Source organism: Candidatus Zixiibacteriota bacterium (assembly GCA_040753875.1).
Taxonomy (GTDB): Bacteria; Zixibacteria; MSB-5A5; order GN15; family FEB-12; genus DATKJY01.
Genome location: JBFMDV010000039.1, coordinates 1 through 13,609, shown reverse-complemented (window position 1 = coordinate 13,609; position 13,609 = coordinate 1). Strand labels below are relative to the sequence as shown.

Annotated in this window: 9 protein-coding genes; 4 read left to right on the top strand and 5 right to left on the bottom strand. The window is 55.2% G+C overall.

All coding sequences use genetic code 11. From position 1 onward, the window contains the following. Positions 1-159: 159 nt before the first annotated feature. Positions 160-6,051: a fibronectin type III domain-containing protein gene (locus AB1644_13900; GenBank protein ID MEW6052142.1), complete on the top strand. Its 5,892-nt coding sequence runs from the start codon at positions 160-162 to the stop codon at positions 6,049-6,051. A 100-nt stretch (positions 6,052-6,151) separates the two neighbouring features. On the opposite strand, the gene AB1644_13895 is transcribed toward AB1644_13900, so the two are convergent. Both AB1644_13895 and AB1644_13890 read right to left on the bottom strand, forming a co-directional pair. Then, positions 6,152-6,580: a hypothetical protein gene (locus AB1644_13895; protein MEW6052141.1), complete on the bottom strand. Its 429-nt coding sequence runs from the start codon at positions 6,578-6,580 to the stop codon at positions 6,152-6,154. Next, positions 6,558-6,821, bottom strand: a complete 264-nt coding sequence (locus tag AB1644_13890; GenBank protein ID MEW6052140.1) for a hypothetical protein — start codon at positions 6,819-6,821, stop codon at positions 6,558-6,560. Before AB1644_13890 ends, AB1644_13895 begins: the two co-directional genes overlap by 23 nt. 343 nt (positions 6,822-7,164) lie before the next feature. On the opposite strand from AB1644_13890, the gene AB1644_13885 reads away from it, so the two are divergent. The 3 genes from AB1644_13885 to AB1644_13875 all read left to right on the top strand — a co-directional run bounded on the left by AB1644_13885 (position 7,165) and on the right by AB1644_13875 (position 11,031). Beyond that, positions 7,165-8,694, top strand: a complete 1,530-nt coding sequence (locus AB1644_13885; protein MEW6052139.1) for a GNVR domain-containing protein — start codon at positions 7,165-7,167, stop codon at positions 8,692-8,694. Positions 8,695-9,214: 520 nt separating this feature from the next. Then, a complete protein-coding gene (locus AB1644_13880) occupies positions 9,215-10,216 on the top strand; it encodes a hypothetical protein (GenBank protein MEW6052138.1) in 1,002 nt (333 codons plus the stop codon). Further along, complete coding sequence (locus AB1644_13875) at positions 10,213-11,031, top strand: PKD domain-containing protein (protein MEW6052137.1); 819 nt, start codon at positions 10,213-10,215, stop codon at positions 11,029-11,031. Before AB1644_13880 ends, AB1644_13875 begins: the two co-directional genes overlap by 4 nt. 151 nt (positions 11,032-11,182) lie before the next feature. Here the strand turns inward: AB1644_13875 and AB1644_13870 are convergent, their stop codons facing one another. From AB1644_13870 to AB1644_13860, 3 genes are all read right to left on the bottom strand, one after another. Next, positions 11,183-11,776 (bottom strand): hypothetical protein, encoded by a 594-nt coding sequence (locus AB1644_13870; protein ID MEW6052136.1) that lies wholly within the window; start codon positions 11,774-11,776, stop codon positions 11,183-11,185. Positions 11,777-12,002: 226 nt separating this feature from the next. Beyond that, a complete protein-coding gene (locus AB1644_13865; protein ID MEW6052135.1) occupies positions 12,003-12,389 on the bottom strand; it encodes a VOC family protein in 387 nt (128 codons plus the stop codon). Between the two features lie 218 nt (positions 12,390-12,607). Continuing rightward, the gene (locus AB1644_13860; GenBank protein MEW6052134.1) at positions 12,608-13,354 is read right to left on the bottom strand and encodes a methyltransferase domain-containing protein; all 747 of its coding nucleotides are present in this window, start codon (positions 13,352-13,354) and stop codon (positions 12,608-12,610) included. Positions 13,355-13,609: the final 255 nt, after the last annotated feature.

Below are 13,609 nucleotides of genomic sequence, written 5' to 3'. Positions count from 1 at the left end.
GCCCGCAACGCCCAGCCTCCGTTTCCTCATATTCAACCTGCAAGCCCGACAACAGGTTACAAACGGTCCGACAATCATTGAATCCGGCACGTTTTTTTGATGTCTGAATGTCGATAAAGTCTGTATACATATGGAGTTCGCTAAATAATGAGGCCTGCCGTGAGAAAATACGACTTCATCTGCCTTTTCCTGATATTGTCGCTGGCCAGTGTTGTCCAGGGCACCACACGCTACGTCAAGCCGACCGGTACCGGAACGCGCGATGGTTCCACCTGGGCGAACGCCGGGCCGCCTGCCGGGCAGACGCCTGTGGGGTGGTTGAATAGCGTCATGGTCGGTGGGGATACGGCGTTTTTCGCGCCTGGGTCCTACATCGGTGAGATGCTCATTCCCCCCGCCAACGCCAATAGAAATGACCGCACGTGCTATGCTGCGGGCGATGGCGTCACGGCCAACACTATTTATGATCCTGGAATCAACTACTACAACAGCCTCGTCAACCCCAGCCGCCTCCAGTTTGAAGCCAGCGTTGCAATGGCGAAGGCGTGTACGTTGTCCGGAGCAACGCGTGTCCCGGCAGGAACGGCATGGACGTCGTATGATGCCGGACAATCGACCTATTCAACCCCGGTCAGTCTGCCTCAGTGGAATCAGTACAGCAACAGAACCGCTCATGTCGCCGGACAGGATACCCTGAAGGTCAAAATGGATACCAGCCTTGCGCAGTTCACGTCGGACGCGACGGCCGGACGGGCCTATTATGACAAATCCGCCGGCGTGCTGTATTTCCGCACGACCACCGGAGCCTCTCCGACCAACTTCAATATCTACGCCACCAGAAGGCCATCGGTATCATTGTGGAATGTCAACGAAGCGGATTACGTGTCCATCATCGGTTTTGATATCCGCTACTCCGAGTTCGGCGGGGTAGATATCGGCAACTCCCCGTATTCCCCCGACTCGGTCTGGATTGAGCACTGTCGCATTACGCGGATTGCCTCCGGACCGGCATCGAACGAGTGCGCCGTTTCAACCCGGAGCGGTGGTACGATGTGTCAGGGGAATCGCATCCGCGCCTGTTACGTGATGTATATCGACGAGAACAATTCCGTCGACAGGGCTACCATTATCACTACCTACAGCCATGATTACACGGTCGTCGACAGCTGTCTGATAGATGGGGTCAATGGAGCCGAGTGGAAAAATCAGGCCGCGGCGGCGAGGGGGTATGCCAACGTCTTCAAATACAACACCGTCAAAAACGCACCGGCATTCGGATATTGTATGCTCGGCAATCAATGGGGCGACTCCTGCTACGGCAACTACTTCATCAACAACGTCAGCCACAACATTTCCTATCGTGCCGACGGACTGTATGGTGCTCCGGCAAACTATCAGCATTTTGTGGCGAACAACAGCATCTACACGACATACACCTCTGCCAGCGCCGCAATGGTATTTGGACAGGATGGGAGCAGGAATGCGGCCGTCCCATCAGACAACTACTTCAAGTACAATCTTGCACAGGGGACACAGTACGGTTCCTATATACAGTGGTCGGGAGGATCGGATACTTCTTGGCTCTGTTCAAACAATCTATTTTGGAACTCTGACAATTTCTTTGTTGGGTATACGTGGACAAACTGGATCGCTAGGCGCTCCGGGAACTGGACCGGGCCTGTGCTGCAGGACATCGGCTCGATCTATGCGACAACGCCGCTATCCGCGGCAGTCGGCGGGTATGCTAATCCGGCCGCCGGCGACCTGTCTCGCCCTAACTCACTTCCGGAAATCGACGTCACTTACGGCGGCAAGCGCTGGACGCGCATCGGCGCCTGGCAACCTGGCGGCTCCACGCCCCCTATCGGCCTCAATTCCATCGTGGCTGATTCGCTCCGTTGTGACTACTCCGGCGAAAACGACAGCCTTCGTTTCCGCTTCCAGACCTCCGCCCAGACCTGGCCCGACTCAGTTATTGTGGCGATCAGTCTTACGAATGCTCTGCCTTCTTCAGCTCAGGGGTCAGACCGTTGGGCACGCCCGTACCTCGGTGCCTTGCGCCTCGACACTTTGCGGATCACCAAACTCATCAACGAGACCGATACGGTGATCGTCGGCGGCTGGGTCCGCGACAACGACAGCGGCTTCTCCGCCGGCGTGTACGATACGATCATCCTCACCCAACCGGTGGTCGCGCCGACACCTCTGACCAGCCTGTTTTTCGACTCGCTCCGCTGCGACTTCTCCGGCGAGAGCGACAGCATGCGGATTCGCTTCAGCACCGGCACGCAGACATTCCCGGATTCCGTTATTTTTGCCATCACCACCAACGGCACGCTGCCGACCGTGACGTCAACCGACCGCTCGGCCGTAGCGTACGCAGGCTCAATCACCGACACTATACCGTTGGTGCGAACTATTACGGAGACCGACACACTGATTCTTGGCGGGTGGGTCAAGGACGGCGGCACCTATTCTTCGGCCCGCTATGATACGCTGATTCTGGCACAGCCTTCGTTGAGCCCGCTGGTATCGGTGATTATCGACTCCACCCGCGCCGATTATTCGGGCGAGGCAGACAGCTTGCGGATCCGCTACACCACCTCGGCACAGACGTTCCCTGACTCCGTAGTTCTGGCGCTAAGCACCACTGCCACCCTGCCGACCCCGTCATCCACCGACCGCTGGGCGAGAGCGTATGTAGGGGCTCGTACCGATACCTCGTATGCCATTCGCGCTATTGTGGAGTCAGATACGGTAATCATCGGCGCCTGGACCAAGGACGGTACCACCTACTCTACGGCTCGATATGACACGGTCTTTCTGATCCAGCCACCCACCAATCCGGTGACCTCGGTGTTCCTGGACTCGGTACGCTGTGACTACAGCGGCGAAAGCGACAGTTTGCGGGTTCGGTATACCACTGGCACGCAAACTTTTCCTGATTCCGTCATCTATGCCGTCAGCCTGACCGGCGCTCTGCCGACCCAGAGCCAGTCCGCAGACCGCTTTGCGCGGCGCTATTTCGCATCGCGCACCGACAGCGCCATTGTCGTGAAAGCCATTGCCGAGTCGGACACGGTCATCGTCGGCACCTGGGTGAAAGATGCCAACACCTATTCGGTGGGACGGTACGATACCTTGTTCCTGATACAGCCCCCTACCAGTCCGCTGGTGGCACTGGCGATCGACTCGGTGCGTAACGATTTCTCCGGTGAGACTGACAGTATTCGCATTCGCTATACCACGAGTAGTCAGGTTTTCCCGGATTCAGTGATATTGGCATTGACGAGCGACGGTACCTTGCCGACCACCGGCTCGCCTGACAGATTTGCGCGAAGTTACGCAGCATCGAGGACGGACACGGCCAGAATAATCCGCGCCGTTGCGGAGCCGGATACGATAATAATAGGCGCCTGGGTGAAGGACGCAGCTGGGATATCGACCGCTCGGTTCGACACGCTGATATATGCCGTCCCGGCGGCCACCCCGCCCGAACCCCTGGTACTTATAGCGATCGACTCGATCCGTTCGGACTACGCCGGCGAGAACGACAGCCTGCGCGTTCGCTGGCAGACAGGCACCCAGACCACACCCGACTCGGTCGTCTTTGCCTTGAGTCTCAGCGGCACGCTGCCCGGCATCAATGCTTCGGACCGATTTACGTCCTCATTCGTCTCCAATATAACTGACACCACCGTGATCGCCCGCGCCATTACTGAAGCCGACACTGTTATTATTGGCGGCTGGGTGAAAGAAGGCGCCGTCTGGTCGAGCGCCCGCTATGATACGGTTGTCTTGTTTTCGGCGTCCCCGGAGCCACTGGTGGCGCTGGCACTCGATTCTCTGCACAACGATTACTCGGTGGAGAATGACAGTATCCGCATTCGGTTCAGTACAGGGGCGCAGACCTGGCCGGATTCGGTCGTCTTCGCGTTGACCACCGATGGCTCCCAGCCGACACTCAGTTCGTCCGACCGGTTCAGTCGCGTGTTCTCAGCATCCGCCACTGACACCGTTATAATCAGTCGTTCCATAGTCGAATCGGCGACGTTGATTCTGGCGGCATGGGTGCGCGAGGGAGGCAGTTGGTCGCCGGCTTTGTACGATACCCTTACGTATGCACTGCCGGCTCCTCAGCCGCTCGTGTTTGTTGTCATCGACTCGGTTCAATATGACTACGCCGGCGAAAACGACAGCCTGAGAATTGTGTATCGAACCGGGCAGGAGAGCTGGCCCGATTCGGTGATTATCGCCATCAGTTTCACATCGGCTCTTCCGACCGTGAACTCCCCGGATCGATGGGCCCGCCTGTATATCGCCGGCAACAGCCAGTCGTTCTTCTTCAGCCGACTCATCAACGAGCCGGACACCATTATCATCGGGGGCTGGGTCAAAAACGGAAGCCAGCTTTCAGCCCCTATCTATGATACCATCCCGCTGATGCCGGTATTGGTCTACTCGAACGTCACAGTGACGGATATATCATCGAGCTCGGCCTCGCTGAGTTGGACCACCAGTCTGCTGGCCACGTCGCAGGTGGAATACGGCCCGACCACGCAATACGGGTTTGCGACCACCCGCGATGCCAACAAGGTCCTCAATCACACGGTGGTGATTACGGGCCTGAGTGCCGCTACCACATATCATTTCCGTCTCCTGTGCGACCCCGGCAACGGCGTCCAGCAGAGCAGCGATTCCTCATTCGTGACCAGTCTTGCCACCGGAGGCGAAGTGGCCATCAGCGGTGAGGAGGTCTGGTTCGTGACGGATAGTTCGGCCCTTGTCATGTGGACGACATCGGTCGCCGCCACGTCGCAGGTGCAGTACGGCGCCCGGGGACGTTACAAGAAATCCACTCCAGAGGATAAATCCTATGCTGTTGGACATTCGGTCTATCTGCAGCGTCTGAGTCCCAAGACCACGTACACGTATCGTGTGGTTAGCGCCGAACCTTCTGGAACGCGCGCATACGGCGAGGATCAGACATTCACGACCGCGCCCAAGAATCAGCCGAATCTGGCGGCCGGCAAACCGGTCGCCTCGCGAATCGACGGCTCCAGCACCACACCGGTCGTACTGACCGACGATGTGATCGACACGTGCGGCGCGACGACCGAAGTCTGGGTATCCGATGACAACCGCAACCAGCCGCAGTGGGTTGAAATTGACCTTGGAAGCGACTCGCTCGTATCGGAAGTGATCATCTACTGGGCCTGCGACACGTTGGGCGAGACCTGGCTGACTTCACAGCAGTACAGCATACAGGCTTGGAACGGCGTAGGTTATTTTGATGCGGCTGTGGTGATCAGTCCGGAGATCGATCACGCCAGCATTAACGGTTTCCCCGATACGCTTCGCACCACCAGGCTGAGAATCTACCAGCCGCCGAACCTTGGGTCGGCGGACCATCCGGCTCGCCTGGCGCTGACCGAGGTCCAGATATACGGCACGGAACAGTTCACGCCGCCGACCGATACTACAGGACTCACGACATCATCACCGTCGGCGTTCAACGTCTCGCAGCCGATTCTCCGCATCGAGAATCTGCCGGATTCCCTCCCCGCCGGAAGCAGCACTGCCGCCAAGACCACGGCAGACCGCTTCTACTACTTTGCGGTGGCGGAAGACACCAACATGATCAGTATCGTTGTCTCTTCGCCGGCAGTACCGGAGGAAGAGGGCACCGTCACCAGTTGGAAAATACCATTCCCGCTGGAGCCCAACCGCACGTACTACTGGCAGGCGAGCGTGGACAGCCTCTTCTTCTCAAAAGTCTACGCCTTCACGGTCTATCCGCAGACCCACGCGTACCCGAATCCTTTCAAGATGGATCAGGGGGGGACGGTGGTATTCACCGGTATACCGTCTGGCTCCAACCTGATCATGATCAGTATTTCCGGCGAAGTGGTCAAACGCTGGACCAACAACACCGGCGAGGATATCGTCTGGGACGGCATGAATGAATCCGGCCATACGGTTTCCTCCGGTGTCTACCTGTGGTATATCGAGAATTCCGATATCAAGGGGCAGCTGATAGTCCTGAGATAGCGGCAAGCTCCCCTTTCGAGTTTGAATGCGACCCGCTACCGGCACCGTCTGGCAGCGGGTCCTTTTTCATCCGTGAGTGAACACAGAGGCCGGTTGTGGGTCAGCTTGAAACTTCGGGGAGTTGGGCCGCTTGCAATAGAATTTCTTCGTCAGTCAATGTTGCCGACTTTGAGATGGGATCGACAATGAGTTTTAGACCAAACTGAGTTAGAAATTCCATGCCAATCAAGACATCATCTGATGGCGAAATGAGGACAATACCAAGATCGGATTTTGATTCGATAAGGACCTCGCCGAGACAGTATAAGAATGTTTGCGGTTTTCCATCGGCAAGAGTGAGGGGCATTGCGCCTCGAAGAATTAGACCAGGCTTCAAGGCTTCCAGAAATGGAAGGAACATGAAACCAGTAAATCCGGTATCGATGCCTGCTTCATATTCGTGCTCGCCGAAAGTATTGGAAAGGGGCCCCCTCAGAGTAATCGGAAATGTCGGAATCTTCTGTCCTTCAAAAGATCGAGTAATTCGCATTAGAAAGCAAACTCCCCATCCTATAGACGCCACTATAACCAATACGAATCAGATGAACAAATCCACCGGGATTGGCCTTCGCCGCATTTGTAGCGGCCTGTTCTGGTGATGCTCCAAGATAGAACTCTTCGGTCGCGACATCAATAGCGACATATTCCCCGTAATGAGACTTTTCCAACTCCGCCTTATACCGACGGTTGTAAATCTCCTGCCCTTTTTCCGTCAGTTCTTTCAAATCCATAGAGCCACCTCGTACAATCTGCATAACCTACTCTGCTACAATATAGTACGCATTATCGACATCGCAAGCACGATTTTTAACGACCAAAACCGCCCAATTGTTTCTTTAATTCCAGTACAATAGAACGACGATTATATCAGCGACCTTCCAAAGGTGATCAAACACACCCGCAGCCTAAAGTCCGCAAGGATAAGGTTCGTCCATCCCATTTCCGATATCTGGAGTATAACCTGTGGCGGCCAACCGATTTAAGGCTTGTGCCGGCGGTAGCGAGACAATAACTTAATTCCGGGTGGTGATTTGAGAATGTTGCCGCCCCGACTGATTTATCCGCTGACAAGGAGTGCCGACCATTAACGGAAATCTGAAAATCAACGACCTGCGGGACCTCATGCCGATCCTGCGGAAGCGGAAATGGCTGATTCTTCTGCCGTGGGTCATTGTCAGCGCCATCATCATCGGCGGCTCCTTTTTCATTACGCCGGAATACCAGGCGTTCAGCATTGTCCAACTCAACAAGGATGTCAAACTCTCGACTGAGTTGCAGGGCCTTCTCGGGATCGGCCGCGCGCAGCAGACCTCGGAGCAGCGGCGCGAAGAACTTCGTGGCTACTACAACGAGTTGACCTCATCGTGGTATATCTCCCAGATGGCGACCCGGCTCAAGCTGGATCAGGATCCCGAGTTGAGTCGTCGGGCGCAAAAAGCGGTCAACCAGGCCACCGGCATGACCCTGGACCAGGCTCGACTGCTTCTGCTCCAGGGGCAACTGCAACAGAAGATCAACGTGACCTATGCGGGCGGCGACCAGATCCAGATCACGGCCGAGTCCACCAGTCCGGCCCAGGCCCGCGACATGGCCAATGCACTCAGCGATATTTTCATCTCCGAGAAACTCAAACAGGAGCTATCGTCAATTCGCTCGTCGCAGGATTTCTCCGATGTACAGCTTCAGAAATATGAAAAGCTGCTCGAAGACAAGATCGACGAAAAGACCGAATTCGAGCGGAATTACCTCCGGAACCAGCTCGACGGTGCCATTACGTCCGACAGCAACCGCACCCAGATACAGGGAGAGATCGACCAGACACAGTCGGATCTCAATGACCAGCAAACGCGGGAAAGGAGTCTGCTTTCCCGTCTCAACGGCACCGAAGGACTTTCGGCAGCCAGTCTGACATTGAAGGACTCCGAGGATAACCGCCGCGCCAAAGCCGACCTGAAAGAACTTCTGCGTTCCGTTTCCGAACTGATGACCAAGTACACCTGGCGTGACCCCCAGATTCTCAACAATCGCCTTCGCCAAAACTCACTGCTGGGTGGGATTGAGATTGAAAACAAGCGGCTCGTGACGGCTCAGTACGAAAACGTCAGCGAATCGACCCGCGCTTTGCTCACGGAGCTGTTCACCACGCGAGCCAGCCTGGACTACTTCACTGCCAAGAGAGAATTCCTCAAATCGACCCTGGACCAGATCAAGGACCAGGTGAACCGTCTGCCGGAATATCAGGCGACCATCGACCGGCTCGACCGCGAGATTCAATCAGCCACCGACTTGCGTGACAAATTCAAAAAACAGCAGGAGGGAACTACCATTTCGCAGGCGCTGCTTCAGGACATGTCGTCCTCCAAATATCGTGTCGTCGAACCGGCCAAGCTGCCGATGATACCGTTCAAGCCGGACCGCGTGAAGATCATCTTTATTGGTATTGTGCTCGGCCTCGTGATCGGTTGTGCCGCGGCGGTAGTGATGGAGCTGTTGGATTCTTCGTTTAAGAAGGTCGAAGACCTCGAGCAGTTCATCGGCCTGCCGGTCCTGGGCGTCACTCCCAAGATAGAATTCCTGAGCAAGTTCAAAAAACAAATCGCGTAGACAACTCAAACGACAATATCGATTGTGAGTCATTGCGGGGCGCTTCGCCGAAGCAAACTCACCGACCGATGGGTGGCGCACAGCCGCAGGCTGAATGAAGTCGAAGGCTCGCCGTGCGATCCGGTCATCGGAGGGCGGAGTCGGTTGAATCGTACAATGGATATACAAGTCCTGTTCTTACCTGTTGACATGAGGAGAGGGCATTCGTCATCATATAGACAAGACGAGGGATAGACGTCGGGAGGTACAGCAGTAGCAGAAATGATACCTGATTTGGAGCGAGTTGTCTATTAACGATAATCTCGGAATGCGGGCCTTGCTGGTGTATAAGTCATAAAGGAGGATTCAGAAGCCGAGAAAATGAACATTTGAGACTATGGTACATTATGTAAGCAGCAACATCTTGAGAGGGACATCAATCGACGAGGAGACGGGTGCTGGTTCGCAATTGGGGATTGCATCGTCGAGATGCACAGCGCAAGGTTGCATCAGCGCGAAGAATTGATAAGGGGGTAGAAAGATGGCAAAACAGATTCTCATGTTGCTTTTGGTCATGGCACTTGCTGGGGGGAACAGAGCCGGTGAGGGCACGATCGAACAGGTGATGCCAGTGGCACCAGTTGACGGTGGGATGTGGGACGGAGAATTCTGGTCGCCCAGTGGGACGAAGATCGTGTTCTTCAGTGGGGGCCAACTTACCATTTGCGATACTCTTGGGCGCTCTCGGAGCGTTGCCAAAGTCAATCTGCTCCCCCGAGGTTTAGTCTGGTCCTCAGAGGATGAGTTACTTGTTTATCTGAGAGACTATGGGAATGGGGATACAGTGAGCCATCGCCTAACCGCGATCAACGTCACGTCAGGGGAGATGCGAGTAGTGGAGCAGTATCGATACAGCAAGCAACAGAAATCGTCCGAGGCGCAACGCACGTTCAGGGGACCGATGAAGTCCGTGGAAGGGGTTGCCTATTACTATCGTGTAAACAGTGGTGCGCAGAATGCTATACTCTGGCCGCCGAACAGTAAGATGCAACTCGGCCAAGTGCACGAACTCAGAACAGGGAAGGATGGCCTTTATTTGGCGGCGCTGGATGCTTCCGATTCCTCAATGATATCGCACAAGCCGTATAAGCCGTATCTCACATTGCCCTTGCGTCTCAGCCCCGACCGTTCGCACATCATGTTTGGAGGCACTATAGTCCGACTGGCGGATGACAGACTCATCGTACTGGACACGTTGAGTCAACTCAAACCGTTTCCACCGGGTACGCAAGGTTGCGGATTCGGGTCGGAGTCATTCAGTCCTGTGGGCCCTGAGGTCATATTCCGGCTCACTTGCGATAATGGTCACGATTACGCGCTCGATCGGCTTGGCATATTCAATTATCTGACCTTTCAACTCTCTCTATTGGACACAACATTGACAACATCAGCGCCCTTTGAACCGGCATTTTCTCCGGATGGGAGGAGAATTTCGTTTGTTGCGCGTGGTGTGCTCTATCTCGCGGTGAGGAGGCAGTTATGAAAGGTCGATCTCACAAGCTGCCTGATCTCACCTTCTTGATTATGGCCATTGGGATTTGCATAGCGCTGACCTCTGATTCCAGCGCTATCATGCTGTGCGTTGATGCAGGCCACGGAGGAAGCGATGGTGGAAACACGACGGGGATAACAGGCTATAACGAAAAGGACATTAATCTCGATATAGCACTCAACTACGATGAGTTTATCTCGCACCGGTTTGCTGTCACGTGTCCGGTGCCGCAGGCCAATTTCACCCACAACCTGTATGGCTCCAGTTATCCGCCTCTGTATCACTTCCATGACTGGTCCACCAACGAGCCCATGAGTTGGCAGTGGGATTTTGGGGATGGAACGCATTCCACTTTGCAGGAACCGGTAAGGGCTTTTTATGCCGGAATGTACACGATTGGTCTAACTGCCGCGAACGCTTGTGGGTCAGATGACACAGTAAAGCAGAATCTGATCTACGTGGCACCCTGCACCACGACAACGCCGGATGCTGATGGAGATGGCATTGGAGATATTTGTGACAATTGCGTGTCCGTCTGGAATCCGGGGCAGGAGGATTGTGACAGGAGCGGTACTGGCGACGTTTGTTGCTGTTCGGTTTACACAGGCAACGCCGATGGCGACCTGGCCGATATCGTGGATCTGTCGGACATGACGGCGATTATCGATTTTCTATTCTTTGGCGGTGAAGTGTCATGCTGTTTAGCAGAGAGCGATGCTGACCGATCCGGGGAAGTAGATATATCGGACATGCAGCTTGTGATAGACTACCTGTTCTTTGGAGGCCATTTGGTTGAATGTCCATAGCTGAGTATTAATGTTGCATCAACTCCTTCGCGAGGCCATCGAGCGTACGACCTGACGGCACGGCCTGAAATAACAACGCCGCCACCGAGGAGGGTACGGTGACGGCGTATCGCGAAGGGCTCACACACACACGAGAAGGAGAGAGGAGCTTTCAGTTGGGCAAGAGGTTCCCCGCCCTGACCTCCCTGGTTGTCGCCCGTTCGCCGAGCGCCAGCCGGAGCCGGGGCAATCCCAGCTCCCGCCGCGTCAGTTCGATATAATCCCATAACAGTCGATACCGGTTCGAAAACGAATCGCTCTGTTTGATATTTTCATACAGCCGCTGCTTAGCGTAAACTATATCGTATGTCTGGTTGAACGTCTCCATATCAAGGCTGATCCAGCCAAGTGAGTCGGTACTGTGGTCCGCTAATTCTCGCGCCGAGACCGCCCGCTGGGGAGTGGATATCCCCAGAAGTTGCTGGTCCGCGGCGATATCAACGGCCAGAAGGGTCTGCATTCTCGTTTCGCACTCCTCCGCCCGCTTGTCATCCGACTTGAGGATGGCGTCGTGCCACAGGTCAATACTGTAAGCAAGTTTTTCGGGAAGATTCCCACTGCGGTAATACTCGCAGAGTGATTCCGGCACCAGCAGACTGGTATCTGACGATGCCAGCGTCGAGGCCGGGCAATCCGTAGCCATCAAAGCTGCCGGCAAGGCCAGGGCGAGCAGGGCGACTATTCCGACAAAGACGTTACGTGACATGGCGTTTCCCTTCGACGATCAGTTCCCTTCTACTAATCGATAGAAAAAGCAACCGGCTCGCCGGTCGGTTTATCTTATTGCAACGTAACGAGATAGGTACGGTGAAACAGCCGAGAATTGTTGGCCTGAGAAGAGCATGTATGGAACTAATTCCATACCCATGCGGCTTCTTCAAGATTCCGGTTTTGCTCGGTGTTTATGACAATCGGGTAGAGAGGTCTCAGTGTCACGCGCGCAGTTCGGCGAAAGCCAGCACGTGCCCGTCGGGGTCAAGCGAATACGCTGCCCAGTCTCCCCAGTCGCGAAGTTGCAGACTGCTGAGTTCCTCACCGCCCGATTCCAAAGCCCGCTTATGGAACGATGCAGCGTCCTTGACTATCAAATACAGTTCGGCGCGCGGTACTCCCGACGCCAAAGCCGGATCCGGCAGCGCTTCTCCCAGGAGACGCTTGATGCCGGCCTGCGGCATCAGGCCGAGCTTGACGTTGTCAGCAAGGGTGAACTCGGTCATGCCGGGAACGTCAAGGGTCGGCTTCAGTGTCAGAACTGATTGGTAAAACTCCGCACTTCGCTTCTGGTCGGCGACATAGAATATGAATATGGCCTCGGGCACAGTTACCTCCTTGATGTCAGCTTTGTCCCCATCACGTGCACGTCCGACTTTTGAGGCTGTCCCACAAGTCAGTGAGGTTGCGTTAGGTCCTGACCCCGACGAAGTCGGGGTTGTGACCTGACGCCGTATCGCATTTGAGACAGCATCTCCCCGTCTGTCGCCGATTCACCATCACTTAGTCTATGTGGCGTGCACGGCAGACGTCCTCGTCTGCCGATTTACTCTGGCCGTGTCCCAACGACAAACATCATGCTGCTGTCGCGTGAGATCGGCTCGTCCTTAGTGCCACCAAACCCTTCGATATCGACAAACCCGGCCTTGCGGAACATCGCGATCAGTTCGTGATACGAGTACATGCGGATGCCGATGTTATGGCTGGAGAGTTTTCCATCCTTCAAAAACCTCCAGACCCCTTTGTTGACTGAGGTCGCGTAGTCAAACTTCCGCTCTTCAAACGAAAAAACGTCGCCGCATTCGATCACATCGCTCGGTGTGTAGTGGGCGATGATGTAATCGCGGTTGATGACATGCAGCAGGAATTTCCCTCCCGGCTTGAGTGCCCGGTACATGGCGCGAATGGTTTTCATTTCCTCGGCATCGTTTTCAAAATACCCGAACGAGGTCCACAGGTTGGCGGCGGCGTCAAACCGACGGTCGAACGTCACCCGCCGCATGTCCGCACGCTCGAGTTCGATCTTCAGCCGCCGTTTCTTTGCAGTCGCCGCGAGTTCATCGAGATATTCTTGGGAGAGATCGACACCGGTGACCCGAATCCCTTTAGCGGCGAGCGGCAGCGCTATCCGCCCGATTCCGCAGGGACAATCCAGAAACCTGCTCCCTTTTCTGAGTCCGAGCTTCTTGATGATGAAGCGAATATGCTCATGGGTTCGTTTTTGGGGGAGAATCCCAAACAGGGGCCGAAAATCGTGGAAGAACGTCTGGTACCAGGGTTTGGCTGAAGTCACACCTGCCTCCTCTGCATTCTCATTTGGAGTTAGCCCAGTTACTTCTAAGATAGCTATTTTGGTCTTCTTAGCAAGACCGTGTGGCTCCGCCGCACCACGCTCTCCTCCGTCACTGCGAGGCGCTTCGCCGAAGCACCTATGTAAAGGCCGACGTCAAGTTCCTTTTTTGTTCCTCTTGCCTGCGTACTGGAACTCAAGCACCTATTCAGGCCCGGCACTACGTGCTGCCTATGATCTTAACCTGGCTGTCGGCAC